Genomic DNA, 25,340 nt, shown 5'->3' on the forward strand with positions numbered 1-25,340 from the left:
CCCGCGCGTGAGGTGCCCGTCCCGGCTGGCCCGGGACGGGCACCGTGCTTTCCCCGACAGGCGGTCGACCGCGGCCCGTTCCGCACGTACCGCCGAGTTTCACGCGGGTGCCACCGCACCCTTCCCTCCCGTTCGCCGCGCTTGCCAGACTCGCACCGCGTTCCACAGACCGAGCTTTGGACAACCGGCACCACAGGACGAGAGGGTTCCTTCGCCATGCCCGAGGTCAACCGGCGTCGCTTCCTCCAACTCGCGGGCGGCACAGCGGCGTTCACCGCGCTCTCCAGCAGCATCGAGCGGGCCGCCGCACTGCCCGCCAACCATCGCACCGGGTCGATCGAGGATGTCGAGCACATCGTCGTCCTGATGCAGGAGAACCGCTCCTTCGACCACTACTTCGGCACCCTGAGAGGCGTCCGGGGCTTCGGCGACCCGCATCCCGTGGCGCGGCCCGACGGCAAGCCGGTCTGGTACCAGTCCGACGGCACCAAGGACCTGCTGCCCTTCCACCCGGACGCCGACGACCTGGGCATGGCGTTCCTCCAGGACCTCCCGCACGGCTGGAACGACGGCCACGCCGCCGTCGACGGCGGCCGGTACGACAAGTGGGTGCCGTCCAAGGGCGCGACCACGATGGCGTACCTCACCCGTGACGACATCCCGTTCCACTACGCCCTCGCCGACAGCTTCACCGTCTGCGACGCCTACCACTGCTCGTTCATCGGCTCCACCGACCCCAACCGCTACTACATGTGGACGGGACACACGGGCAACGACGGCAGCGGCGGCGGGCCGGTCCTCGGCAACGACGAGGCGGGGTACGGCTGGACGACGTACCCGGAGCGGCTGGAGAAGGCCGGCATCTCCTGGAAGATCTACCAGGACGTCGGCGACGGCCTCGACGCGAACGGCGGCTGGGGCTGGATCCAGGACGCCTACCGCGGCAACTACGGCGACAACTCGCTCCTCTACTTCAAGCAGTACCAGAACGCCCGGCCCGGCGACCCCCTCTACGACAAGGCCCGCACCGGCACCGACGCCCGCCGGGGCGAGGGCTTCTTCGACCGGCTCAAGGCCGACGTCAAGGGCGGCAGGCTGCCGCAGATCTCCTGGATCGTCGCCCCCGAGGCATTCACCGAACACCCCAACTGGCCCGCCAACTACGGTGCCTGGTATGTCGCTCAGGTCCTCGACGCGCTCACCTCCGCACCCGAGGTGTGGGCGAAGACGGCCCTGTTCATCACCTACGACGAGAACGACGGGTTCTTCGACCACCTCGTCCCGCCGTTCCCGCCCGGTTCGGCCGCCCAGGGCAGGTCGACCGTCGATGCCGGCCCGGACCTCTTCAAGGGCGACGGCAGCCATGTCGCCGGTCCCTACGGGCTGGGCCAGCGGGTGCCGATGCTCGTCGTCTCCCCGTGGAGCAAGGGCGGCTTCGTCTGCTCGGAGACCCTCGACCACACCTCGATCATCCGGTTCATGGAGCGGCGCTTCGGCGTGCACGAGCCGAACATCTCGCCCTGGCGGCGCGCGGTCTGCGGCGACCTCACCGCCGCCTTCGACTTCTCCCGCAAGGACGTCCGCCCCGTCGCCCTGCCGGACACCGACGGCTACCGGCCCCCGGACACGGTCCGTCACCCGGACTATGTCCCGGCCCCGCCCGCCGAGCCGGCGCTGCCGGGGCAGGAGCGCGGCCTGCGCGCCACCCGCCCGCTCAAGTACGCGCCCCTGGTGGACGGTTCGGTCGACCCGGCCGCCGGGACGTACACGCTCACCTTCGCCTCCGGGCCCGCGGCCGGTGCCGCCTTCCTCGTCACCTCCGGCAGCCGTGCCGACGGACCGTGGACCTACACCACCGCGGCGGGCGCCTCCCTCTCCGACACCTGGAACTCCGCCGCCTCGAACGGCTCGTACGACCTCACGGTGCACGGCCCCAACGGCTTCCTCCGGGTCTTCCGGGGTCCGGGCCGTGCCGCCGGACCGGAGGTCACCGCCCGCCACACCGGCGACGACATCGAGCTCACCTTCACCAACAAGGGCGGCGTCACGGCCGAGTTGCAGCTCACCGACGGCTACGGCAGGCGGCGCGCCACGACCGTCCGGGTACGCCCCGGTGCCACCGTGCGGCGGACCGTCGGCCTCGCGGCGAGCAGGCGCTGGTACGACCTGAGTGTCACGTACGGTACGGAACCGGCGTTCCTGCGGCGGTTCGCCGGACATGTCGAGAACGGGCGGGCCGGTGTGAGCGACCCCGCAATCGTGACGGTCTGATCCGGGCCATGGAGTTGGTTGCTTTCCGGCCGCCTCGCGGTAGTGTGCCCCGGTGACCACGCAATCGAACACGCCTGCAGGCTGGTACCCGGACCCGCACGGGGCCGCTCAGACGCAGCGCTACTGGGACGGTACCCAGTGGACGGAGCACACCCACGTCGGCCAGGGGCAGCCCGCTCCGCAGATGCCGCATCAGGCCGCGGGGCCTGATCCGCGCGTCCAGCAGCAGGTGCAGCAGCAGGCCGGGGTCGCGCCCAGCGGCCCCGGCGGCGGCACCCTGTTCACCGAGCCGGTCCTGGTGGTGAACCAGAAGGCCAAGCTCATCGAGGTGACGAACGAGTACAAGGTCTTCGACCAGGCGGGCAACCAGATCGCCTCGGTCACCGAGGTCGGGCAGAACGCCTTCAAGAAGGTGCTGCGCTTCGTCTCCAGCCTCGACCAGTTCATGACGCACCGGCTGGAGATCCGTGACGCCCACGGCCAGCCCCAGCTGCTGCTGACCCGGCCCGCGAAGTTCATCAAGTCCCGGGTGGTCGTGACCCGTCCGGACGGGTCGCAGGTCGGCGAGATCGTCCAGAAGAACATGATCGGGAAGATCAACTTCGCGATGATGGCCGGCGGTCAGCAGGTCGGCGCGATCAAGGCCGAGAACTGGCGGGCGTGGAACTTCGCGATCGTCGACCACACGGACAAGGAGGTCGCCCGGATCACCAAGACCTGGGAGGGCCTCGCCAAGACCCTGTTCACGACCGCGGACAACTACGTCCTGCAGATCCACTTCCAGCTGCCCGAGCCGCTGCGCAGCCTTGTCGTGGCGACGGCGCTCACCGTCGACACGGCGCTCAAGCAGGACTCGCGCGGCCTCGGCTGACGGGCCCTCGGCAAGACCCTCACCACCAGTGGACACGCTGTCCCGGAGCTGATCGCGGCCGGGGCAGCAGCGCCGGTTCCACCGGTGCCGCGCAGGGCAGTGCCATCGCGGACAGGGCCAGGACGAGCGCCGGTACCGGGACAGCGGCCGCGTGGGACGGATGTGCCTCGCGGCCGTCGGCGTGCGCCGCCACGGGCGCGGGCGCGAGGCCCGGCGCGGGAAGAGGCAGGGACACCGGCACAGGCCGGGGCAGGGGCGATGCCGCGGGGACCGGTGCCGGGGCCGCTGCGCCGGGCGCGGACACGGAGGCGGGAGCCGACGCCGCAACCGTAGCCGCAGCCGTAGCCGTCGAGGCCGCCGCGGCCGGTTCCGTGACGGTCGCCCGGGTCAGCAGCACCACGCCCCCCGAAGCCAGTGCCGCGCCCGTCAGCGCCAGCAGGATGCCCGCGGCCCCGCCGCGCAGCCCCTCACCGAGCAGTGCGAGTCCGATCGCCGCCGCGGCCATCGGGTTGGCCAGCGTCACCACCGCGAGCGGGGCCCCCAGACCGCCCCGGTAGGCGGTCTGCGACAGCAGCAGCCCGGCCGCGGCGAACGCGGCGACGAGCAGCGCCACCACGACGACCCGTACGTCGAGCACCGGGCCCGAGCGGTCGGTCGCGGCCACCGTGAGGGTCTGGGTGAGCGCGGACGCCACACCCGAGGCGATGCCGGACGCGGTCGCGTGGCGCAGGCCGGGCCGGCTGCCGGGCCACGACAGCATGCCGATCAGCCCCGTCGTCGTACCGGCGACCGCCAGTGCCGCCAGGAGACTCAGTCCCTCGTCGGGTGCCGGACCGGACGCCGTGACGAGGATCGCGGCGAGCCCGAGCAGGGTCAGCGCCGTACCGCGCCACTCCGCGGAGCCGACCCGCCGTCCCGCCACCCGGGCCCCCATCGGCACCGCCGCGACCAGGGTGAGCGCGCCGAGCGGCTGGACCAGGGTCAGCGGACCGTACTTGAGGGCGACGACGTGCAGCAGGGCGGCCGAGGCGTTCAGCACCACCGACCACCACCAGGCGCCGTCGGCCAGCATCCGCAGCGTCCCCGTACCGGAGGGGGAGCGGGCGGCGAGCCGTTCCTGGGCGACGGCCGCGGCGGCGTAGGCCACGGCGGAGACCAGCGAGAGCGCGACGGCGACCAGTGCGGCGTTCACCGGCCCGCTCCGATCGGCTCGGGCGCCGTGACCGGCCCGTGGTCGTCCGTGCCGGTCCGGCCGGACACCGGGTCCGGGGCCGGTGCCGGGTCCGGGTTCGGGTGAAGGGCCGTACCGGCGGCCGTCCGCTGGGCGGGGAGCAGGCGGGGCACGCCGTCCGGGCCGGGCCCGTGTGCGGTGGCCGTACGCCGCGGACGGGGTGTCAGCGCGAGCGCGGCGCCGAGCATGGCGGTCGCCGCCATCGCGTCCAGCCAGTAGTGGTTCGCCGTGCCCACGATCACCAGCAGTGTCACCAGCGGATGCAGCAGCCACAGCGCGCGCCACCGCGACCGGGTCGCCGCGATCAGGCCGACCGCCACCATCAGGGCCCAGCCGAAGTGCAGGGACGGCATCGCCGCGAACTGGTTCGACAGGTGGTCGCTGCCCGGCGGCCCGTAGACCGACGGGCCGAAGACGCGCCCGGTGTCCACCAGGCCGGTGGCCGCCAGCATCCGCGGCGGGGCGAGCGGGAACGTGAACGGCAGTACCAGGGCGGCGGCCGTCACCGCGGCCAGGACCCGGCGGGCCCACAGGTAGTGCCCGGGGCGTCTGACGTACAGCCAGACCAGGAAGGCGACGGTGGCCGGGAAGTGGACGGTGGCGTAGTAGAGGTTCGCCAGGCGTATCGCGGTGTGCCCGTGCAGCAGCAGGGCCTGCACGGCACCCTCGCCGGGCAGGCCGAGCGTCCGCTCCAGGTGCCAGACCCGGCCGGCGTTGTGGAGCGCCTCGGCCGTATGGCCCGTGGCGAGCTGACGCCCGAGTTTGTAGACGAGGAACAGCCCGGTGACGAGCAGGAGTTCCCGGACGACCGGCGGCCGGACCGCTGGGTCCGGCCGCTCCGTCGCCCGGTCGGGCTCGGTCAATACATCCATCCCCCGGCCCCTTCGCCGACCGTCTTCCTGCGTGCTGTCGTGTGTCCCGGCACGGGTGCCGGGGCCGAGACCGTTCCGAGACACTCCCGTCCCGAAACGCCCGCGTCCCGAAACGGTACCGTACCGAAACGGCAGTGTACCGATACAGCCTAGTACCGGTACACTCGAGTATCGGTACACTCACGTATCGCTGAGAGTTCGCCCGGACATTCCCGGAACGGGAAGGAAAAACCCCGACCAGGGGCCGGGACCCGCGCCGGACCGGAGACCGGGACGACGGCGGGCCGCCACGAGGAAGAGGAGAAGAGCACATGACGTCGCAGGCCGCGAAGGAGCCGGAGACGGTTACCGCATCGCGCCGCTCCAAACTCACGCCGGAGCGTGAGCGGGAGTTCTTCGACGCGGTGCTCGAACAGATCCGCGAGTGCGGCTACGACTCGGTCACCATGGAGGGCGTCGCCGCCAGCACCAGATGCAGCAAGTCCACGCTGTACCGGCAGTGGCGCACCAAACCCCGGTTCGTCGCGGCGGCGCTGCGCGCCAACCGCCGGGTGCGGTTCGCCGGCATCGACACCGGGTCGCTCGCCGGTGACCTGCGGCAGGCGGCGCGCGCCGCCGGGGACTGGTCCGGCAAGGACACCAAGCTGCTCCAGGCCCTCGGCCACGCGGTCACGGAGGACAAGGGACTGGCGCAGGCGCTGCGTGAGGCCCTCGTCGACCCCGAGGTCGAGGCGCTCCAGGAGCTCATGCGGCGCGGAGTGGAGCGGGGCGAGGTGGCCGACGGGCATCCGGCGCTGGAGTACCTGCCCGCCATGATCTTCGGCGTGCTGCGGGTGCGGCCCGTGCTGACCGGGCAGTACGCCGACGCCGACTACCTGGTCCGGTTCGTGGACGCCGTCGTACTGCCCGCGCTCGGACTGACGTAGCGCGGGCCCCGGACCCAGGCCACCGTTCCCCGGGACGACCGGACGGCGGCCTGACCGCGCCGCACCGTGGGGACGGGGGCGGCGCGCACCCCCCGGCCGGGTGGGACCCCCCTTGAGCGGAGGGGCGGTCCCACCCGGCCGGACCTCCGCTCAGACGTCCTGGCCGCTGCCGCCGCCGGAGGACACCTTGATGCCCTGGGTGATCTCGTCGATGACGGACTCGTCCTGGCCCGCGTCGATGCCGAAACGCACCACCGTGATCTGCTTCGGGCTCGCGGGCGACGGGAAGGCCAGCGACTCGACGATGCCGTCGGCGCCCTTGCTGGTGACCGCCTTCCAGCGGACCAGGTAGCCCTTCTGACCGGCCACGGTCACCGCCTTGGACGCCAGCACCTTGTGCGAGGTGATCGCGCCGTAGGTGGTGCCGCCGTAGGACTCCTTGGCGTTCGCCGCGATGTCCGCCTTGGCGACCGCCTCGGCGGTGCTGCCGTCGGTGCCCAGGGCCACGGCGGGCGCCGAGTACGCACCGCCGGCCGTGCAGCTCTTCGAGGTGTCGCCCGGGCACTTGTAGGTGTCGTCCGACGTCACCTGCGCGCCGTAGTCGATCGACTGGCCGGTCCACTTCTGCGGTACCGGCAGGCTGATGCCGTTGAGCGCGTCGGACACCGTGCCGCCGCCCTCGACCTTCGGCTGCTCCGACTGGCCCGGCGTCGGTGTCTGGCCGTCCGATCCGCCGGAACCCCCGGAACCGCCCTGGCCGTCCGAACCCCCGGGACCGCCCTGTCCCCCGAAGGGGGCGCCCTGGCCGCCGTTCTCGCCGCCCTGGCCGCCGAAGCCGCCCGGGCCCTGCTGGGAACCGGCGCGGCCGTCGGTGCCGCCGCCGTCGGCCAGCGCGTACACGCCGATCCCTATGCACGCCAGCACGGCCGCCGCCACGCCGACGGCTATCCCCGTGCGCATCCCGCGCCGCGCACCGGCCGGCGGCTGACCGGGGTACGGGGGATAGGCGCCGTAGCCCGGGTCACCGGGGCCGCCCGGATACCCGGGGTACGGCTGGGGCGGTCCGAAACCGGTCGCGAAACTCTGGGTCGGGGCGTACGCCGGATCCTGGCCCTGGCCCTGGCCCTGGCCGGGATCCTGCCCGGGATCCCGGTCGGGGTCCGCCCCGGCGGGCGACGGCTGCGGCGGGGGACCCCATACGGTGGCCGTTCCCACGGGGCGGGTCTGGTCCGTCCATGCCTTGCCGTCCCACCAGCGCTCGGTGGGGGGAGCGTCACTTGTCTGCCCCGGGTCGGGGTACCACCCGGGAGGAGTCACCTGCGTCATGCCCCTACCGTATGAGGCATCGGTGAAAGAGGGATGAGAGGACCCCTCCCGAACCACCGGACCCGCCCCCTCACGAACCCCGGACCGTCCCCGGACGTGACTCCTCGCGCCCGCGCCGCCACCTTCCGCGCCGAGTCCGTGCCGTCTTCGGGTGCCGCCGGGTGCCCGGCCCGGCCGGGCCGCCGCGCGCCACCCCACGTGTCCCCGGCACGGCTTCACGCGCCGCGCCCGATCTCGCCAACTCCCGTGCGGATCAGCAGAATCGTCACGCCGCGCGGTGGTACCGCCCTCATCATGCCCCCCCGGCCACCCCTCCCGGCAACACCTGGCGGGACCCGCCTCCGGGCGGCCGGGCCGCGGGCTACGCTCGAGTCCGGTACGGCGGTCGGGCGACTCGGGGAGGGGTACGGGATGACGGAGGAACGGCCCGCCTCGGACGCCTCGGCCGGTCTGTGGGAGCGGGACACGGAGGTCCGGCTGGTCGCGGCGGCGCTCGACGAGCTGTGCGCGGACCGCTCGACGGCGGGCACTCTCCTGGTGTTCCGGGGCGACGCCGGTCTCGGCAAGACCGCGCTGCTCGCCGAGACCCGCCGCATGGCCGAACTGCGCGGCTGCACCGTGTGGTCCGCGCGCGGCGCCGAGACCCTCGGATCCGTCCCGTTCACCGTCCTACGGCAGCTGTTGCAGCCCGCCCTCGTCACCCTGCTGCCCGAAGAGGCCCGTGAGTACCTCGGCGACTGGTACGACCTCGCCGGACCGGCCCTCGGGATGACCGACCCGGGGGAGCGGCAGGCCGACCCGCGGGGCGTCGTCGACGGACTCGTCGCCGCCGCCCGCAGGCTCGTCGAGCGCGAGTACCCGCTCGTCCTCCTCGTCGACGACGCGCACTGGGCCGACCAGGAGACCCTGAGCTGGCTCGCCGCGTTCGCCCGGCACCTCGGCGACCTGCCGGTGCTGATCGTGGTGGCCCGCAGGGCCGCCGACGTCAGCGGTCCGGGCGCCCGCCTCCTCGACGCGGTCGCCGCCGCCGCGCGCCGCCCCGTCACCGACCTCGCCGCCCTCACCCCGGACGCCACCGCCGGACTCACCCGCGCCACCGTCGGCCCGCACGCCGACGCCCCGTTCTGCCGCGAGGTGTGGGCCGTCACCGCCGGCAACCCCTACGAGACCGTCGAACTCCTCGCCAAGGTGCTGGACACCGAACTCGAACCGGTCGAGGCCCAGGCCGGCGATCTGCGCGCCCTCAACCGCTCCGCCCGCGGGGGCGGACTCGTCTCCCGTCTCAAGAGCCTCGGCATCGACGCCACCCGCTTCGCCTGGGCCGCCGCCGTCCTCGGCACCGGCATCAGGACCGGCCTCGTCGCCGAACTGGCCACCATGGACGAACGGGACGCGGTCCGCTGTGCCCAACTCCTGCGCACCGCCCGCATCCTGACCGAGCCCGACCCGGCGGACCGCCAACCCGCCGACGGAGAGCTGGTGTTCGTCCACCCGCTGATCGCCGGCGCCGTCTACCACTCGATCCCCGACGCGCTGCGCACCGCCATGCACGGCATCGCCGCCCAGATCATCACCGACGGCGGAGCGGGAGCCGCGGCCGCCTCCCGGCATCTGCTGCACGTCCACCCCGACGACGACGGCGAGGTCGTCGGGCAGCTCCGCGAGGCGGCCCGGGAACACCTCGCCGTCGGCGCCCCCGACGCCGCCCGCCGCTGCCTGGAACGGGCGCTGCGTGAACCGCCCGCCCCCGACATCCACGCCCACGTCCTCTACGAACTGGGCTGCGCCACCCTCCTCACCGCGCCCGCCACCACCGTCGGCCGGCTGCGCGCCGCGCTCGGCACACCCGGACTCGACCCCGCCACCCGCGTCGACGCCGTCGTCCGGCTCTCCCAGGCCCTGATGCACAACGACCAGCTCGAGGAGGCCGTCCGCACCGTCGAGGCGGAGGCCGCCCGGCACGAACCCGGCGCCGCCCGGCTGCGGCTACAGGCCGTGCAGTACCTGTGGGAGGGCATCCACGCCGGCGAGGGCACCACGCCGGGCCGCTCCGAGCGGCTGGCCGCACTCGCCGCCACCTGCACCGGACGCGACAACGCCGAACGCGTGCTGCTGATCCTGCGCGGCTTCGACGCCCTCGCCCACGGCGAGAGCGCCGAGGAGATCGCCGAACTCTGCGACCGCGCCCTCGTCAACGGCCGCCTCGCCCCCGGCCTCGGCTGGACCGACACCGAATGGGGCATCGAACTCCCGCTGATGCTCGCCACCACCTACGCCCACATCGACCGCCTGGACCGCGCCGAGGCCCTCTACACCGAGGCGGTGCGCACCTACGAGCGGGCCGGCTGGAGCGGCGGCCACCTCGCCCTCGCACACGCCTACCTCGGCCTGGGGCTCCGCAGGCGCGGCCGGCTGAGGGAGGCGGAGACCTCGCTGCGCGAAGCCCTGCGCCTCGCCGAGGACGTCGGCCGCGGGCTGCCGTTGTACTGGACGGCGATCTGCAACCTCATCGACACCCTGCTGGCCCGCGGCCATGCCGAAGAGGCCTGGTCCGTCGCCGAACGGCACGGCTTCACACCGCCGTACCCGTCCATGATCGTGCTGCCCGACCCCCGCTGCGTGCGCGGCAGGCTGCTGCTCGCCGTCGGCCGCACCGACGACGGCATCAACGAACTCGAGGCCGCCGCGAAGGCCGCCGCCCTGCGGGGCCACCGCAACCCGCTGATGGCGCCCTGGGCCGTCGACCTGGCCCGCGCCCTGGCCGGCCGGGACCCCGCCCGCGCGGCACGGCTCGCCGCCGACGCCCGCCGCCAGGCCGAACGCCTCGGCACCGACACCGCCATAGGCGAGGCCCTGCGCTGCGCCGCCGCCCTGGAGACCGGCCGGCGCGCGGTACAGCTGGCCGCCCAGGCCATGACCTGGCTCGCCGCCTCGCCCTGCCGGTACGAGCACGCGGCGGCCTGTGTCGAGTACGGCATCGCCGCCCGGTCCGCCACCGAGCTCCACCGGGGCCTCGCACTGGCCCGTTCCTGCGGCGCCGACGGCCTGGCCGCCCGGGCGACGCAGGCCCTCCAGACGGACGGCGCCCTGAACTGACGCGCCGGCCGTGGCACGACCCGGCGGGATACCCGGTGCCGGCCGCGCCGGCTACGGCCCGGTGACCTGCCCACCGCCGACCGCGCCGGGCGATGCGGGTTGGTGTGTCCTGCCGTGTCACCGGGCGGCACGGCGGAGTCCGGCGCACGCCGTCCCGGCCGGGACGGGGCCGCAGCCCGGCGGTCCCGCGGTCGGCGGCAGGTGGGGGCTCCCTGTCCGGCGGCAGGTGTGGGCTCCGTGTCCGGTGGCGGGTGCGGTGCTTCGCCCGTCGTGCCGTCAGGGCTGCCCCGTCCCCCGTTCCTCCTCCGCCAGCACCCGCTGCGCCGTCGCGAACGCCGCGTTGGCCGCCGGGACACCGCAGTACACGGCCGTCTGCAGCAGGACGGCGCCGATCTCCTCGGGCGTCAGCCCGTTGCGCCGCGCCGCCCGGACATGCATCGCCAGCTCGTCGTGGTGCCCGTACGCGACCAGCGCGGTCAGGGTGACCATGCTGCGTTCGCGCCGGGTCAGTGTCGGGTCCGTCCAGATCTCGCCCCAGGCGTAGCGCGCTATGAAGTCCTGGAAGCGGGCCGTGAAAGCCGTCTGGCGGGCCTGCGCCCGGTCCACGTGCGCGTCCCCGAGCACTTCCCGCCGTACCGCCGTGCCCCGCGGGGCATCGCCGCCGAGATGTGTCCGCAGCGCCGTCAGCACCGCCTCCGGCCGCTGCGCGGGTGCCAGGTGCGCGGCGCCGGGGATCTCCACCAGCGCGGCGCCGGGCACCGCGTCGGCGATCTCCCGCAGCCGGGCGGGCGGGGTCGCCCGGTCCTCGCGGCCCGCGACCAGCAGCGTCGGTACGGAGACCGAGGCCAGCCGCTCGCGGACGTCGAAGGCGGCCAGCGCGTCGCAGCAGGCGGCGTACGCCCCGGGGTCGGCGTCCCGCTGGTCCCGGACCAGCCGGGGGACGGTGAAGCCGGGGGTGAACCAGCGGGCGTCCGCGCTGTCCGCCAGCCAGCCGAGCCCCTCCCGCCGGACCCGTTCGGCCCGTTCCCGCCACGGCCCCCCGCCGCCGAAACGGGCCGACGAGCAGATCACCGTGAGCGAGGTGAGCCGCTGCGGCCGCCGCAGGGCGAGTTCGAGACCGACCGCGCCGCCCAGCGACACCCCGGCGTACGCGAACCGCTCGACGCCGAGCGAGTCGGCGAGCGCCAGCACCAGGTCGGCCAGGTCGGCCACGGTGGCGCCGGGCCCGATCAGGCCGGCGGGGGAGCCGCCGTGCCCCGGCAGGTTCCAGCGCACCACCCGGTGGGCGGCGGACAGTTCGGGTGCGACCTCGTCCCACAGGGCGTACGAGGTACCGAGCGACGGCCCGAGCAGCAGCGGGGCCGCGGACGCGGGGCCTTCGACGCGGTGGTCGAGGAGGTGCTCGTTCAACGTCGCTCCAGGGCGCGGTCGGTGAGGGCTCCGGCGGAGCCCGTGTAACGGGCCGGATCGGTCAGCTCGGTGAGATCGAGGTCCTGCAACTCCGGCACTTCCGAGAGGAGTTCGGCGAGACCGCGGTTCTCGGTGTGGCTCCGCCGGGCGAGTTCCGTGAGGAGTTCCCTCGCACGGCCCCGGCCGAGCAGCGGGGCCAGCTCCGCGGACAGCCGCTCGGAGACGATCAACCCGTGGGTGAGAAGCAGGTGTTCGCGCATGGCCGCGGTGTCCACCCGCAGCCCCTCCGCCAGTCCGGCCGCGTCCCCGGCCGCGCCGCCGACCAGCCGCAGCAGGTCCCGCAGCGGCTCCCACTCGGCGTGCCAGGCCCCCGCCGGGCGTTCGTCCTCGGCGGCGAGACAGCCGTGGAGCGTGGCGGCGAGCTGCGGTGCGCGCCGGGCGGCCGCCGCGATCAGGGTGGCACGCACCGGGTTCGCCTTGTGCGGCATCGCGCTCGACCCGCCCCCGCCGCCCTCGGCCACCTCACCGATCTCGGTGCGGGCCAGGGTCAGCACGTCCACGGCCGCCTTGCCGAGCGCCCCCGCCGTGAAGGCCAGCGCCCCGGCGAGGTCGGCGACCGGCGTGCGCAGCGTGTGCCACGGCAGCAGCGGCTCCTGGAGCCCGAGTTCACGGGCGTACGCGGCGGGCAGCGCCGTGGCGTCACCGGCGCCGTACGCCGTGAAGGCGGCCAGTGTGCCCGCCGCGCCGCCGAGCTGGACCGGCAGGCTGTCGCGTACGGCGGTGAGGCGGTCGCGGGCGTCGAGCACCAGGGAGCGCCAGCCGGCCGCCTTCAGCCCGAACGTCGTGGGCACCGCGTGCTGGGTGAGGGTCCGTCCCGGCATCGGGGTGTCCCGGTGCGCGGCGGAGAGCCGGGCCAGCGCGGTCGCGGTGCGGTGGAGGTCGGCCAGGACCAGGTCCAGGGTGCGTGCGGCGACCAGCATCATCGCCGTGTCCATGATGTCCTGGCTGGTGGCACCCCGGTGGACGTACGGCCCGTGGTCCGGACCGACGGCCTCGGTGAGGTCGGCGACCAGGGGGATGACCGGGTTGCCGCCCGACCGGGCGCGCCCGGCGAGGGAGCGCACGTCGAAGCCGCCGCCGGCCGCGGCCCGTGTCACCGCCTCCGCCGCCTGGGCGGGGGCGAGCCCCAGCCGGGCCTGGGCGCGGGTCAGCGCGGCCTCCGCGTCGAGCAGCGCCCGCAGGAACGCCGGGTCGCCGGTGGCACTGTCCGCCGGGGACCCGGCCCGGCCGGGGGCGAGCAGACCGGCGTCGGCGCAGGCGGACGTCACCCGGACTCCGATGCCGCGGGAACGGACAGCGATGCCACGGGAAGGAACTCTGATGTCACTCAAACTCCGATGTCACTCGAACTCGAGGAAGACCGTCTCGCCCTCGCCCTGGAGGCGGATGTCGAAACGGTAGGTGCCGTTGCCCTCGTCCACCGCGATCAGCGTGCCGCGGCGCGCCCCGTCCAGCCGCGACAGCAGCGGGTCGGCGGCCCACGCGGCCTCGTCGCCCGGCAGGTGGACGCGGGTGAACAGGTGCTTCATCAGGCCGCGCGCGAACACGCACACACTGATGTACGGGGCGTGGCCGCCGCGCGCGCCGGGCCGCAGGGTGCGCGCCACCCACTGCCCGCTCCGGTCCACCTGGACCCGGCCCCAGCCGGTGAACTCGATGCCGTTGCGGCCGGCGAAACCGCCGTCGGCCGGGTCGCGCCGCATCGAGCCGTCCACCCGCGGCACGGTGCCGTCCGGGCCCGGACCCCACAGTTCCACGAGCGCGTCGGGCACCGGGTCGCCCGCGCCGTCCAGTACCCGGCCGTGCAGGGTGACGGTGCCGGGATGACCGTCCGGCGCGATGTCACCGCCGCCGGGGAACGGCAGCGCGTAACCGTAGAAGGGGCCGACCGTGTGCGACGGCGTGGGCGGCACGGTCTCCGGGCCGCCGGTGTCGGTCCTCGTCATGGCGGATCAGCGTCCTTCCTCGATCCAGGTGGCGGCCGGCCCGTCGAGCACGATGTCCCAGCGGTAGCCCAGGGAGAACTCCGGGACCGACAGGCCGTGGTCGTAGCCGGCGATGAGCCGTCGGCGTGCCGTGTCGTCGGTGACGGCCTGGAGGATGGGGTCGTAGGGGAACAGCGGGTCGTTCGGGAAGTACATCTGCGTCACCAGACGCTGGGTGAAGGCCGTGCCGAACAGCGAGAAGTGGATGTGCGCCGGGCGCCAGGCGTTGAGATGGTTGCGCCAGGGGTACGGGCCGGGCTGGATCGTGGTGAAGCTGTAGGCGCCGTCCGCGTCGGTCAGGGTGCGGCCCACTCCGGTGAAGTGGGGGTCGAGCGGGGCGTCGTGCTGCTCGCGCTGATGGGCGTAGCGGCCCGCCGCGTTGGCCTGCCAGATCTCGACGAGCTGGCCGCGCACCGGGTGCCCGGTACGGTCCAGGAGCCGGCCGGAGACCGTGATGCGCTCGCCGATCGGCTCGCCGCGGTGCTGCCGGGTGAGGTCGTTGTCGATCTCGGTGATGTCGCGCTCGCCGAACGCGGGGGAGGCCAGCTCCACCAGCTCGGGGTTCCTGCTCACGTCGACGGGGACCGGCGGCTGCTTCGGGTGACGCAGCACCGAGGAGCGGTACGGGGCGTAGTCCCGGCGCGGATGGTGCTCGACGGGGGCGCCGTCGGCGATCCGCTTCTCGTACGCGGCGTGCTCGGCCGCGATCTCACGGTCGATGTCGTGCTGGGTGAGGGGCACGGGGGCTCTCCTTCGGGTCAGGCCAGGTCCTCGGCGACGGTCAGCTCGGCGTCCGTCCGGTCCGCGATCTGCTCGGCGGTGACGCCGGGCGCGGTCTCGGTGAGGAGCAGGCCGTCGGGGGTGACGTCGAGGACGCCCAGGTCGGTGACGATCCGGTTCACACAGGCCCGGCCGGTCAGCGGCAGGGTGCACTCGGTGAGGATCTTCGGGCCGCCGTCCTTCGTGGTGTGCGTCATCACCACGACCACCGTGCGCGCCCCGTGGACCAGGTCCATCGCGCCGCCGATGCCCGTCACCATGTGGCCCGGCACCGCCCAGTTGGCCAGGTCGCCGGAGGCCGACACCTGCATGGCGCCCAGCACGGCGACGTCGATGTGGCCGCCGCGGATCATCGCGAACGACAGCGCCGAGTCGAAGAACGACGCTCCCGGCAGCACGGTGACCGTCTCCTTGCCGGCGTTGATCAGGTCCGGGTCGATGGCGTCCTCGGCGGGATACGGGCCCGTGCCGAGGATGCCGTTCTCGCTCTCCAGGACCACCTCGACGCCCGGCGGGAGATGATTGGGGATCAGGGTCGGCAGACCGATGCCGAGGTTGACGTACTGGCCGTCCCGCAGCTCCCGCGCCGCGCGGGCCGCCATCTGCTCGCGTGTCCAGGCCATCAGCCGCTCACCGTCCGCCGCTCGATCCGCTTGTCCGCCGCCTGCTCCGGGGTGAGCGCCACGACCCGCTGCACGAAGACGCCGGGCAGGTGCACCGCGTCCGGGTCGATCCCGCCGGGTTCGACGAGTTCCTCCACCTCGGCGATCGTCACCCGGCCCGCCATCGCGGCGAGCGGGTTGAAGTTGCGGGCGGACCTGGCGAAGACGAGGTTGCCGTGCCGGTCGCCCTTCGCGGCCCGTACCAGCGCGAAATCGGTGCGGATACCGTGCTCCAGGACGTACTCGGTGCCGTCGAACTCGCGTACCTCCTTGGCCGGCGAGGCCAGGGCGACGCCGCCCGAACCGTCGTAGCGCCAGGGCAGTCCGCCGTCGGCGATCTGCGTGCCGACGCCCGCGGGCGTGTAGAACGCGGGGATCCCCGCCCCGCCCGCGCGCAGCCGCTCCGCCAGGGTGCCCTGCGGGATCAGCTCCAGTTCCAGCTCACCGCCCAGGTACTGGCGCGCGAACTCCTTGTTCCCGCCGATGTACGAGCCCGTCACCCGGGTGATCCGGTCCGCGGCCAGCAGTACCGCCAGCCCGGAGTCCATCGCCCCGCAGTTGTTCGACACCACGCTCAGGCCCGACACGCCCCGCTCGTACAGCGCCTGGATCAGTACGCCGGGCACTCCGCTCAGCCCGAAACCGCCCACCGCGAGCGACGCGCCGTCCGGTACATCGGCCACCGCCTCGGCGGCTGTGGCAACCACCTTGTCCATCTCGAAGCCCATCTCCTCCGCGTGCCCGACCGCTCAATTACTCAGGGCACTGAGTAATTCGGCGAGGTGTCCCTCACGCTGCCATCGGGCCGGTCCGGCGTCAAGACCTCGGACGATGGGTAAGTCAAGGGGCCTACCGGCCTTGAGACAGCCCCCTTCGGGGAGGGTATTGTTCAGTGCACCGATGAGTTCGCCGATGAGGACGGGAGCGCACATGGCCGCCGTGGACCTCACCACCCATCCCGGGCACCTGGCCCGGCGGCTCCAGCAGGCGCACTACCTGCTGTGGAACCTGATGGTCTCCGAGGAGATCACCTCGCCCCAGTTCGCGGTCCTCAACGCGCTCGTCGCCGAGCCGGGCCTGGACCAGCGCACCGTGGGGGAGCGGGTCGGCCTCGACCGGTCCACCATCGCCGAGGTGATCAGCAGGCTCAGCCGCCGCGGCCTGCTCGACAAGGTGCGCGACCCGCAGGACGGCCGCCGAGCCCTGCTGCGGCCGACCGGGGACGGCACCCGCACGCACCGCAGACTGGCCGTCCGCGCCGCCAGGATGAACCAGGTCTTCCTCGCCCCGCTGTCCGCCGAGGAACAGACGGTGTTCCTGGACCTCATCCGCCGGGTCTCGGACGCGGCCGAAGGGCTGCGCCACCCGGCGGAACCCGTCACCGGCCGCCCCTGACCCGGTCCCCGGCGGGGCCCGCTCAGCCCGCCGCGACGAACACCACCCACACCTGGCCCTCGGCGAAGTTCACCGCGGCACCGTCCGCGCCGGTGAACTCCGTACCGCCGTCGGCCCGTGCGCGCGTCCACCGGGCCTCGTAGGACCGCCCGCCGCGCAGCACCTCGGCCTGCCCCGAACCGACCGTCTCGGTGTACGGCGTGTGGTTGCCGAGCACGTCGTGGTACGCGGACCGCCGCACCGTCACGTGCTGCACGACGACCGTCGCCGGGGCCACCCGGGTGCCGTCCGTCGTGACGGTGGGCGAGCCGTCCGTCGACACCAGCCAGCGCCCCCGGCCCGCGGACCAGGTGAACGTGAACCGGGCCGCCGGGTAGCGCACGGTGCGCGAGGTCTCGGGGGTGCCGCCGGACGGCGCCGCGCCGTACCGGAAGCCCGTCGTGAGCGCCGCCGCGCCCGGCGCCGACGGCACCAGCCGGTCCGGGCGCACATAGAGATTGTGCGGGGCGGCCCGGTCCGTGCCCCGGTAATAGGCACCGGACGCCGCCTTCTCCGGCGACTCCGCCTCCAGCGGTGCCCTGTCGATCAGCGGCAGCAGCCTGCGCTGCGCGCCGGAGAAGGCCAGCACCGGCCGGGTGAACTGGCGCAGCAGCTCCAGATCGGACTCGCGGGCGCTGCGCACCGGTCCCACGGACCGGGGGAACCGTGTGGCGTACACGGCCATCAGGCGGCTCAGACCGCCCTCGACCTGCTCGGCGTACACCACGTCGGCCGCGTCCAGACCGGTCTGCGGGCGGGCGGGCGCGACGTTGTCGATCTTCACGGCGAGCACCGGGCCGCTGCCCGCGGACTGCGACGGGCCGGTACTCGGGCTCCGCCCGTGGCCGCTGCCGTCGTCGTGCGTGCCGCCCGTGCAGCCCGCCAGCGGTGACAGGGCCGCCGCGGCGGCCAGCAGCAGCGCCGTCGCGGCACCTCTCCTGCGGGTTCCCGGACCGTCCGTGCCCATTGCCGTCACCCCGTCGCCGTCGTCCGATCGCGCGCTCCCCGGTTCGATCGCGCGCTCCCCGGTTCATAGATGGTCATACCCGATCGCATCCGGTCATGCGCGTGGCACGGCCGTGACCCGCCGTGAAGCCGTCGCCGGCCGCGGTCCGCCGTGCGGGGGCCGGACCGTGCGCCTACCGTGACCCCATGGGCGAAGCGGTGGAACTGACGGCCGGCGGCCGGGGACTGCACGTCTTCGTACCCATCGCTCCCCGGTAGACCTTCACCCAGGTCAGACGTGCCGCGATCGCCGCCGGGCGGGAACCGGAACGCCGGATGCCGGAGCACGTCACCGTGAAATGGTGGAAGGAGGAACGCGGCAGCCGCGTCTTCCTCGACTACGACCAGACCGCCCGGGACCGCACCATCGCCTCCGCCCACTCGGTACGGCCCCGCCCGCACGCCCCCGTCTCCGCACCGCTGCGCCGGGACGAGACGGACGACGCCCGGCCGCGCGACTTCGACATCGCGACCATGCCCGCCCGCTTCGCCCGGCTCGGCGACCTGCACGCCGGCATGGACGAGCACGCCCACTCCCTCGACGCGCTGCTCGACCTCGCCCGCCGCGACGAGCACGACCACGGCCTGGCCGATCTGCCGTACCCTCCGGAGTATCCGAAGATGCCCGGCGAACCGAAACGCGTGCAGCCCAGCCGGGACAGTGCCGACCGGTCAGGGACGGACCGCTGAACCCGTGCCGCGCGGCGGCCGGCCGGCAGATCACCCGGAGTGCGGAGAGCGCTCTCATTCCCTCCGTTCCGCGACTAGGGTGATCGGCAACCGCCCACGAGGAGCCCAGAAGTGACCGAGACCGTCTCCCGTCCCACGCTGGAGGCCGTCGCGGCGCGGGCCGGGGTGTCCCGGGCCACCGCGTCGCGCGTCGTCAACGGCGGCGACGGCGTGCGGGAACCCCTTGTCGAACGGGTACGGCGAGCCGTCGAGGAACTCGGCTACGTCCCCAACCAGGCCGCCCGCAGCCTGGTCACCAAGCGGCACGACGCGGTCGCCGTCGTCATAGCGGAACCCGAGACACGGGTCTTCGCCGATCCCTTCTTCGCCCTGCAACTGCGCGGCATCAGCAAGGAACTCACCGCCCACGACTCCCAGCTGGTGCTGCTGCTCACCGAGGGCCGCGCCGACCACGCGCGGGTCGGCCGCTATCTCGCCGGCGGCCATGTGGACGGCGCGCTGGTCTTCTCGCTGCACCTCGACGACCCGCTGCCCGGACTGATCCGCACGGCCGGCGTGCCCGTCGTGTTCGGCGGGCGGCCCGGCTGGAGCGAGGGCGTGCTGCCCGGCGGTCCCGGCTCCGCGCGCGCCGAGGGACTGCCCGGCTCCGCGCCCGCCGTCTACGTCGACAGCGACAACCGGGGCGGCGCCCGCACCGCCGTACGGCATCTCGCCGGCCTCGGCCGCACCCGGATCGCGCACATCACCGGCGCCCTCGACCAGACGTCCGCGGTGGACCGGCTCGACGGGTTCCGGGACGTCCTGCCCGACACCGACCCGCGGCTGATCGCCGAGGGCGACTTCACCCCGGCAGGAGGCGAGCGCGCCATGCGGGAACTCCTGGACCGCTGCCCCGGCATCGACGCCGTGTTCGCCGCCAGCGACCTGACCGCCGCCGGTGCCCTGCGCGTGCTGCGCGAACGCGGGCGGCGGGTGCCGCAGGACGTCGCGGTGATCGGGTTCGACGACATGCTGCCCGTCGCCGAACAGACCGACCCGCCGCTGACGACGATCCGTCAGGACATCGAGGAGATGGGCGGACTGATGGCCCGACTGCTGCTGAGCACCCTCGACCGCCGCCCCGGCGCCGACGCCCCGGCCGTACCGGCCAGCGTCGTCACCCCGACGACCCTGGTCCGGCGCGCCTCCGCCTGACCGCTCCGCGGGTTCGGCGGCCCTCCCGGCGCCTGGCCCCGTCACGGCCGACCGCCCTCGCCGGGCCGGGTCCCACCGGTGCGGTGCGGTTCGCCGTCCGGGTGGGTGCGCTGTGCCGTCCGGCGGGTGCGGGTTCGCGGCGGGCTGTCCGCGCAGTTCCCCGCGCCCCTGGGGGTGGTCGGGCGTGTGGGTCTCGCGCGGGTCGTCGCGGGTCGCCGACATGGTTCCGCGCCTCGCCGGGCGTGGGCCGCAGCCGTCCGGGTCGGGTGCGGCTCAGGTCGGGGAGGGCATGCCCGTGATGACCGCGAAGCGTGCCCCGTACGGGTCGGTGAGGCGGGCGATACGGCCCACGCCCTCTATCGTGGTCGCCGCCATGGTCACCCCTCCGCCCGTCTCCCGGGCCTTGGCGACCGTGGCGTCCGTGTCGGCGACCGCGAAGTAGGGCACCCAGTGCGGGCCCGCCGCGGCGGGGTCGACGTCGGTCGGGACGATGCCGCCGAACATGGCGTCCTGACCGCCCTCGGCGGGGTTGACGCAGGTGTACGTGCCGCCGGGGAAGGGAACGGCCGACGTCTCCAGGCCGAGCGACGCGTGGTAGAAGGCGGCGGCCGCCGCGACGTCCGGGGTGAAGAGCTCCACCCACGTCAGCGAGTTCGGCTCGCCCGCGACGTCCACCCCCTTGGTACGGCCCGGCTGCCAGATGCCGAACACACAGCCCGCCGGGTCGGCGAAGACCCCCACGCGGCCCTCGCCCATCACATCGGCCGGCTGGAACAGCACCGTGCCGTGCGCGCCCTCGACGGCCTTCGCGGTGGCCTGCGCGTCCGGGCTTCGGAAGTACACGGTCCAGGCCGGCGGGGCCTGGCCCTCCTCCACCGGCATGGCGCCGGTCACCGTCCTCCCGTCCAGCTGGAAGAAGCCGTAGCCCCCGGACCCCGGTCCGGCCGACAGGTACTGCCAGCCGAACAGCCCGCGGTAGAAGGAGATCGTGCCGTCGATGTCCGGTGTGCCGACGTCGATCCAGTTGGGAGCGCCGTCCACGAAATGTGTGGTGAGCATCGCTGCCCTCCTCCGAAGGGTCTGATCCTCTGCTCTGCCGAGTCTGGCACCCACCACCGACAACCGCGTCCCGGCGCGCTCACCACGGGTCACCCCGTGATTCCGCCGGGTTCCCGTCTTCCGCGGTCCGTGCCGCGCGCCGCCGTGCGCCCGGCACCGCGGCGGGGGCACCATACGGTGGCCGCACCGTGCGACGGCCGGCACCGCGCGACGACCGGAGGCCCCGCGCGGCGTTGATCGGACGTTGATCGGACGTTTTTCCGCGCCCGGCACGATCCTGGGCATGCACATACAGACGATCACCTCGCCCGACCTGGACTGGCAGCAGGAGGCGTTGTGCGCTCAGACCGGGGGAGACTTCTTCTTCCCCGAGCCCGGCAGCTCCGTACGGGATGCCAAGCGCATCTGCGGCCTGTGCCCGATCCGCACCACCTGCCTCGAGTACGCCCTCGGCAACGACGAGCGCTTCGGGGTCTGGGGCGGACTGTCCGAGAAGGAACGCCTCCACATCAGACGCCGGCGCGAACCGCTGCGCGACTGCTCCTGACGCGGGCCGGGCACCCCCGGACACGCCGGCGGGGCGCACCGGCGAACCGGTGCGCCCCGCCGGCGGGGCGCTCAGGCCGCGGCGCGGGCCGCCATCCGTGCCTTGCGCGCCGCCAGCTTCTCGTCGAACTTCACGGCCTCCGCGTCCAGGCCGCCCATGAACATGCCGAGCTCCTCCTGCGCCTGCAGGCCCGCGGTGCCGAGGCCGTCGACCTCCAGGACCTTCAGGAAGCGCAGCACCGGCTGGAGCACGTCGTCATGGTGGATGCGCAGGTTGTAGACCTCGCCGATGGCCATCTGCGCGGCGGCGCGTTCGAAGCCGGGGATGCCGTGGCCGGGCATGCGGAAGTTCACCACGACGTCCCGCACCGCCTGCATCGTCAGGTCGGGGGCGAGTGCGAACGCCGCCTTCAGCAGGTTGCGGTAGAAGACCATGTGCAGGTTCTCGTCGGTCGCGATACGGGCCAGCATGCGGTCGCACGCCGGGTCGCCCGACTGGTGGCCGGTGTTGCGGTGCGAGACCCGGGTGGCCAGCTCCTGGAACGCGACGTAGGCCACCGAGTGCAGCATCGAGTGCCGGTTGTCCGACTCGAAGCCCTCGCTCATGTGGGCCATGCGGAACTGCTCCAGCTTGTCGGGGTCCACCGCGCGCGAGGCGAGCAGGTAGTCGCGCATCACGATGCCGTGCCGGCCCTCCTCCGCCGTCCAGCGGTGCACCCAGGTGCCCCAGGCGCCGTCACGGCCGAACAGGCTGGCGATCTCGTGGTGGTAGCTCGGCAGGTTGTCCTCGGTCAGCAGGTTGACGACCAGGGCGATCCGGCCGACCTCGGTGACCTTCGACTGGCCCTTCTCCCAGGCCTCGCCGTCCTCGTAGACGCCGGGGAAGTTGCGGGCGTCGCTCCAGGGCACGTACTCGTGCGGCATCCAGTCCTTCGCGACCTTCAGATGCCGGTCGAGCTCCTTCGCGACGACCTCCTCCAGCGCGAACAGCAGCCGGGCGTCGGTCCAGTCGGTGGACGGGCTGCCGAGAGAGGGGGACGCGATCGACACGAAAACTCCAGGGGGACGTACGCGGGCAGGAATCTGTCCGGCGAGCGGGGTGCCGGAACTTACGGGATCGTAGGCTACGAGACCGTAGGCTACGAAACCGTAGGTTATGAATCCGCAGGCTAAGGGCGCTGTAAAGAGCCCCTTGCGTACGGGGAGAAGGCCCCGGGGACGGAGTGTCGCGGAGCCCTTTCCCGCTGGTGGGGTCGGCGCGTCAGACGTACAGGTCCCGCAGCCGCACCGAAAGACAGGTCACGCAGCCCTCGAGTTTCTCGAACTCGCCGATGTCCACCAGAACGGGCTCGTGCCCCAGGTCCGCGAGCAGCTCCGCGGTCTGCGGCGCGCTCGCCGCCATCAGCAGCTTGCCCCCGCCGAGCCGCACCACATGCGCACCGGACTTCTCCGGCACCGCCAGGAAGCGCGGGAACAGCGACGGCCGGTCCACGTGCGGGACGTGCCCGATGACCGTCCCGTCGGGCAGGGCCGTCACCGCCGACTTCAGATGCAGCACCTTGCTCACCGGCACCGCCACCACCCGCGCCCCCAGCGGTTCGAAGGCGGCGCGCAGCTGCTGCACCCCGGCCGCGTCGGTGCGCCCGCCGCGGCCGACGTAGATGTCGTCGCCGATCTTCAGCACGTCGCCGCCGTCCAGCGTGGCCGGCTCCCAGATCCAGTTCACCGAGCAGCCCAGCCGTGCCACGGCCTCCTCGACACCGGCCGTCTCGGCCCGCCGGGACTCGGCGCCGGGCCGGGTGATCAGGGCGACGTTCCGGTACATCACCACCGTGTCCTCGACGAACACCGAGTCCGGGCAGTCGTCGGCCGGCTCCACCTCGACCGTCTCCCAGCCGTGCGCGGCGAGCGCCTCGACATAGGCCTCCCACTGCTCCACGGCGAGTTCCACGTCGACCTTCTCCCGCTCGATGTGCGTGACCAGCCCTTCGGCGAGGCGCGGGCTGGGGCGGCGGACGAGGGCCTTCTGGCTGGGCACGGCGGATCTCCGTATCGGCGGGGTACTTCCCGGTGCCGGCTCTCCCGGCACCGGTTGGTCATCATGCGCCACCCCGGGGCACGGACAAAACCCCCGCAGAGCCCCCGCGTCCCGCCCGGCACCCCCGGCACGCGCGCGCGTGGCCGGTCAGTCCGGTTCCCGGACCGGCTCCGGGCCGGTCTCCCGCAGCTCACCGTCCATCAACAACCAGCGTGTGACGCCGATCGACTCCAGGAACGGCAGATCGTGCGAGGCGACGATCAGCGCTCCCCGGTAGGACTCCAGCGCCGTCGTGAGTTGCCGCACACTCGCCAGGTCGAGGTTGTTCGTCGGCTCGTCCAGCATCAGCAGCTGCGGGGCCGGCTCGGCCAGCAGCAGCGCGGCCAGCGCCGCCCGGAACCGCTCACCGCCGGACAGCGTGGCCGCCTTCCGGTCGGCGCGGGCGCCCCGGAACAGGAAGCGGGCCAGCCGGGCCCGGACCCGGTTGTCCGTGGCGTCCGGCGCGAACCGCGCCACGTTCTCCGCGACCGTGAGACCGTCGTCCAGCACGTCCAGGCGCTGCGGCAGGAAACGCACCGGCACGTGCGCGCGTGCCTCGCCCGACACCGGCGCCAGTTCCCCGGCGATCGTGCGCAGCAGCGTCGTCTTGCCCGCCCCGTTGCGCCCGACCAGGGCGACACGCTCGGGACCGCGCAGCTCCAGACCGCCCCGCACGCGTGCGCCGTAGGCCGGTTCGAGGTCCTGGAGCGTGAGCACGGTCCGGCCCGGCGGCACGGCCGTGTGCGGCAGGTCGACACGGATCTCGTCGTCGTCCCGTACGGCCTCCACCGCGTCGTCCAGCCGTTCCCTCGCCCCGGCGAGGCGCTCCTCGTGCAGGATGCGGTGCTTGCCCGCGGACTCCTGCGCCGCGCGTCTGCGCGCCCCCATGACGATCTTCGGCTCGCGCCGCTGGTCCCACATCTTCTGCCCGTACCGCCTGCGGCGGGCCAGCTTGACCTGGGCGTCGACCAGTTCGCGCTTCTGCCGGCGCAGATCGGCCTCCGCGGCGCGCACGGTGCGCTCGGCCGCCTCCTGCTCCACGGCGAGGGCCTCCTCGTACTCGGTGAACGTGCCGCCGTACCAGGTGACCTCCCCGGCCCGCAGGTCCGCGATCCGGTCGACCAGGTCGAGGAGCTCCCGGTCGTGGCTGACCACCACCAGCACGCCGGACCAGGACGCCACGGCCGCGTACAGCCGGCGGCGCGCGTACAGGTCGAGGTTGTTGGTCGGTTCGTCGAGCAGCAGCACGCCGGGCCGGGCCAGCAGCAGTGCGGCGAGCCGCAGCAGCACCGACTCGCCGCCGGAGACCTCGCCGACGGTGCGGTCGAGCCCGATGCGGCCGAGCCCCAGCTCGCCGAGCGTGGCGAGGGCGCGCTCCTCGACGTCCCAGTCGTCGCCGAGCGTCTCGAAGTGCGCCTCGCTCGCGTCGCCCGCCTCGATGGCGTGCAGGGCGGCGCGCCGGGCGGCGATGCCGAGCGCCTCGTCGACGCGCAGGGCGGTGTCCAGGGTGACGTTCTGCGGGAGGTGGCCGACCTCGCCCGTCACCCGGACGGTGCCGCCGGACGGGGCCAGCTCACCGGCGATCAGCTTGAGGAGCGTGGACTTGCCCGCCCCGTTGACGCCGATGAGGCCGGTCCTGCCGGGGCCGAGGGCGAGGTCGAGGCCGTCGAGGACGGGGGTGCCGTCGGGCCAGGCGAAGGACAGGGACGTGCAGGTGACGGCGGGGGAGGAGGTATGTGACATGCGGGCCTCACGGTCGCTCGATGCGGAAGGGACACACGCGTATCGAGACACCGCGGGGCGGGAGAGAGCCCGGCCGGGCGGCGGGCGGGAGCCCGCGGCACG

The 25,340-nt window shown here is 73.8% G+C and carries 21 protein-coding genes and 1 pseudogene; 8 read left to right on the forward strand and 14 right to left on the reverse strand.

The genetic code is table 11. The features are described from left to right. Positions 1-216: 216 nt before the first annotated feature. Positions 217-2,271, forward strand: coding sequence for a phosphocholine-specific phospholipase C (locus tag ABZ862_RS02830; protein ID WP_360951082.1), 2,055 nt, complete (start codon positions 217-219; stop codon positions 2,269-2,271). Between the two features lie 52 nt (positions 2,272-2,323). Further along, on the forward strand, positions 2,324-3,142 hold the full coding sequence (locus ABZ862_RS02835) for a phospholipid scramblase-related protein (RefSeq protein WP_360951085.1): 819 nt from the start codon (positions 2,324-2,326) through the stop codon (positions 3,140-3,142). Between the two features lie 19 nt (positions 3,143-3,161). Here the strand turns inward: ABZ862_RS02835 and ABZ862_RS02840 are convergent, their stop codons facing one another. Further along, a complete protein-coding gene (locus ABZ862_RS02840; RefSeq protein ID WP_360951088.1) occupies positions 3,162-4,334 on the reverse strand; it encodes a hypothetical protein in 1,173 nt (390 codons plus the stop codon). Continuing rightward, on the reverse strand, positions 4,331-5,245 hold the full coding sequence (locus tag ABZ862_RS02845; RefSeq protein ID WP_360951091.1) for a phosphatase PAP2 family protein: 915 nt from the start codon (positions 5,243-5,245) through the stop codon (positions 4,331-4,333). Before ABZ862_RS02845 ends, ABZ862_RS02840 begins: the two co-directional genes overlap by 4 nt. Before the next feature lie 311 nt (positions 5,246-5,556). Between ABZ862_RS02845 and ABZ862_RS02850 the strand changes: the two genes are divergently transcribed. Continuing rightward, on the forward strand, positions 5,557-6,171 hold the full coding sequence (locus tag ABZ862_RS02850) for a TetR/AcrR family transcriptional regulator C-terminal ligand-binding domain-containing protein (RefSeq protein ID WP_360951094.1): 615 nt from the start codon (positions 5,557-5,559) through the stop codon (positions 6,169-6,171). Between the two features lie 150 nt (positions 6,172-6,321). Here the strand turns inward: ABZ862_RS02850 and ABZ862_RS02855 are convergent, their stop codons facing one another. Beyond that, positions 6,322-7,497 carry a DUF2510 domain-containing protein gene (locus tag ABZ862_RS02855; RefSeq protein WP_360951097.1) on the reverse strand — a complete coding sequence of 392 codons (1,176 nt, stop codon included), beginning with the start codon at positions 7,495-7,497 and terminating at the stop codon, positions 6,322-6,324. 411 nt (positions 7,498-7,908) lie between these two features. Between ABZ862_RS02855 and ABZ862_RS02860 the strand changes: the two genes are divergently transcribed. Next, the gene (locus tag ABZ862_RS02860; RefSeq protein WP_360951100.1) at positions 7,909-10,593 is read left to right on the forward strand and encodes an AAA family ATPase; all 2,685 of its coding nucleotides are present in this window, start codon (positions 7,909-7,911) and stop codon (positions 10,591-10,593) included. A gap of 276 nt (positions 10,594-10,869) precedes the next feature. Here the strand turns inward: ABZ862_RS02860 and pcaD are convergent, their stop codons facing one another. The 6 genes from pcaD to ABZ862_RS02890 all read right to left on the reverse strand — a co-directional run bounded on the left by pcaD (position 10,870) and on the right by ABZ862_RS02890 (position 16,206). Further along, the gene (gene pcaD / locus ABZ862_RS02865; protein ID WP_360951103.1) at positions 10,870-12,003 is read right to left on the reverse strand and encodes a 3-oxoadipate enol-lactonase; all 1,134 of its coding nucleotides are present in this window, start codon (positions 12,001-12,003) and stop codon (positions 10,870-10,872) included. Beyond that, on the reverse strand, positions 12,000-13,331 hold the full coding sequence (pcaB, locus tag ABZ862_RS02870; protein ID WP_360951106.1) for a 3-carboxy-cis,cis-muconate cycloisomerase: 1,332 nt from the start codon (positions 13,329-13,331) through the stop codon (positions 12,000-12,002). Before pcaB ends, pcaD begins: the two co-directional genes overlap by 4 nt. Positions 13,332-13,403: 72 nt before the next feature. Beyond that, entirely contained in the window at positions 13,404-14,009 is a 606-nt protein-coding gene (gene pcaG, locus ABZ862_RS02875) for a protocatechuate 3,4-dioxygenase subunit alpha (protein ID WP_360951109.1), read from the reverse strand. A 6-nt stretch (positions 14,010-14,015) separates the two neighbouring features. After that, on the reverse strand, positions 14,016-14,789 hold the full coding sequence (gene pcaH / locus ABZ862_RS02880; RefSeq protein WP_360951112.1) for a protocatechuate 3,4-dioxygenase subunit beta: 774 nt from the start codon (positions 14,787-14,789) through the stop codon (positions 14,016-14,018). A gap of 17 nt (positions 14,790-14,806) precedes the next feature. Beyond that, entirely contained in the window at positions 14,807-15,451 is a 645-nt protein-coding gene (locus tag ABZ862_RS02885; RefSeq protein WP_360951115.1) for a 3-oxoacid CoA-transferase subunit B, read from the reverse strand. Further along, a complete protein-coding gene (locus ABZ862_RS02890) occupies positions 15,451-16,206 on the reverse strand; it encodes a CoA transferase subunit A (RefSeq protein ID WP_360951118.1) in 756 nt (251 codons plus the stop codon). Before ABZ862_RS02890 ends, ABZ862_RS02885 begins: the two co-directional genes overlap by 1 nt. Positions 16,207-16,420: 214 nt before the next feature. Between ABZ862_RS02890 and ABZ862_RS02895 the strand changes: the two genes are divergently transcribed. Then, positions 16,421-16,885 carry a MarR family transcriptional regulator gene (locus ABZ862_RS02895; protein WP_360951428.1) on the forward strand — a complete coding sequence of 155 codons (465 nt, stop codon included), beginning with the start codon at positions 16,421-16,423 and terminating at the stop codon, positions 16,883-16,885. Positions 16,886-16,907: 22 nt separating this feature from the next. Here the strand turns inward: ABZ862_RS02895 and ABZ862_RS02900 are convergent, their stop codons facing one another. Further along, positions 16,908-17,891, reverse strand: coding sequence for a DUF3048 domain-containing protein (locus ABZ862_RS02900; protein WP_360951121.1), 984 nt, complete (start codon positions 17,889-17,891; stop codon positions 16,908-16,910). Between the two features lie 206 nt (positions 17,892-18,097). Here ABZ862_RS02900 and ABZ862_RS02905 point away from each other — a divergent pair. Then, positions 18,098-18,619, forward strand: a pseudogene (locus ABZ862_RS02905) (DNA primase small subunit domain-containing protein); the annotation flags it as partial. A gap of 111 nt (positions 18,620-18,730) precedes the next feature. Then, positions 18,731-19,813, forward strand: coding sequence for a LacI family DNA-binding transcriptional regulator (locus ABZ862_RS02910; RefSeq protein WP_360951124.1), 1,083 nt, complete (start codon positions 18,731-18,733; stop codon positions 19,811-19,813). 273 nt (positions 19,814-20,086) lie between these two features. Here ABZ862_RS02910 and ABZ862_RS02915 read toward each other — a convergent pair whose 3' ends face one another. Then, a complete protein-coding gene (locus ABZ862_RS02915) occupies positions 20,087-20,872 on the reverse strand; it encodes a VOC family protein (RefSeq protein ID WP_360951127.1) in 786 nt (261 codons plus the stop codon). 283 nt (positions 20,873-21,155) lie between these two features. On the opposite strand from ABZ862_RS02915, the gene ABZ862_RS02920 reads away from it, so the two are divergent. Beyond that, positions 21,156-21,419 (forward strand): WhiB family transcriptional regulator, encoded by a 264-nt coding sequence (locus tag ABZ862_RS02920; protein WP_360951130.1) that lies wholly within the window; start codon positions 21,156-21,158, stop codon positions 21,417-21,419. A 71-nt stretch (positions 21,420-21,490) separates the two neighbouring features. On the opposite strand, the gene ABZ862_RS02925 is transcribed toward ABZ862_RS02920, so the two are convergent. From ABZ862_RS02925 to ABZ862_RS02935, 3 genes are all read right to left on the reverse strand, one after another. Then, a complete protein-coding gene (locus ABZ862_RS02925) occupies positions 21,491-22,468 on the reverse strand; it encodes an acyl-ACP desaturase (RefSeq protein WP_360951133.1) in 978 nt (325 codons plus the stop codon). 211 nt (positions 22,469-22,679) lie between these two features. Then, positions 22,680-23,456: a dimethylargininase gene (ddaH, locus tag ABZ862_RS02930; protein WP_360951136.1), complete on the reverse strand. Its 777-nt coding sequence runs from the start codon at positions 23,454-23,456 to the stop codon at positions 22,680-22,682. Between the two features lie 147 nt (positions 23,457-23,603). Then, a complete protein-coding gene (locus ABZ862_RS02935; RefSeq protein WP_360951139.1) occupies positions 23,604-25,238 on the reverse strand; it encodes an ABC-F family ATP-binding cassette domain-containing protein in 1,635 nt (544 codons plus the stop codon). Between the last annotated feature and the right edge of the window lie 102 nt (positions 25,239-25,340).

The sequence above is a fragment of the Streptomyces sp. NPDC047000 genome (genome assembly GCF_040644295.1).
Taxonomy (GTDB): domain Bacteria; phylum Actinomycetota; class Actinomycetes; order Streptomycetales; family Streptomycetaceae; genus Streptomyces.

Bases quoted from the DNA above. Each gene is read 5' to 3' on its own strand.
- ABZ862_RS02830 (WP_360951082.1), top strand. From the start codon at position 217: ATGCCCGAGGTCAACCGGCGTCGCTTCCTCCAACTCGCGGGCGGCACA.
- ABZ862_RS02845 (WP_360951091.1), bottom strand. From the start codon at position 5,245: ATGGATGTATTGACCGAGCCCGACCGGGCGACGGAGCGGCCGGACCCA.
- ABZ862_RS02850 (WP_360951094.1), top strand. From the start codon at position 5,557: ATGACGTCGCAGGCCGCGAAGGAGCCGGAGACGGTTACCGCATCGCGC.
- ABZ862_RS02855 (WP_360951097.1), bottom strand. From the start codon at position 7,497: ATGACGCAGGTGACTCCTCCCGGGTGGTACCCCGACCCGGGGCAGACA.
- ABZ862_RS02860 (WP_360951100.1), top strand. From the start codon at position 7,909: ATGACGGAGGAACGGCCCGCCTCGGACGCCTCGGCCGGTCTGTGGGAG.
- pcaG (WP_360951109.1), bottom strand. From the start codon at position 14,009: ATGACGAGGACCGACACCGGCGGCCCGGAGACCGTGCCGCCCACGCCG.
- ABZ862_RS02885 (WP_360951115.1), bottom strand. From the start codon at position 15,451: ATGGCCTGGACACGCGAGCAGATGGCGGCCCGCGCGGCGCGGGAGCTG.
- ABZ862_RS02890 (WP_360951118.1), bottom strand. From the start codon at position 16,206: ATGGACAAGGTGGTTGCCACAGCCGCCGAGGCGGTGGCCGATGTACCG.
- ABZ862_RS02895 (WP_360951428.1), top strand. From the start codon at position 16,421: ATGGCCGCCGTGGACCTCACCACCCATCCCGGGCACCTGGCCCGGCGG.
- ABZ862_RS02900 (WP_360951121.1), bottom strand. From the start codon at position 17,891: ATGGGCACGGACGGTCCGGGAACCCGCAGGAGAGGTGCCGCGACGGCG.
- ABZ862_RS02915 (WP_360951127.1), bottom strand. From the start codon at position 20,872: ATGCTCACCACACATTTCGTGGACGGCGCTCCCAACTGGATCGACGTC.
- ABZ862_RS02920 (WP_360951130.1), top strand. From the start codon at position 21,156: ATGCACATACAGACGATCACCTCGCCCGACCTGGACTGGCAGCAGGAG.
- ABZ862_RS02935 (WP_360951139.1), bottom strand. From the start codon at position 25,238: ATGTCACATACCTCCTCCCCCGCCGTCACCTGCACGTCCCTGTCCTTC.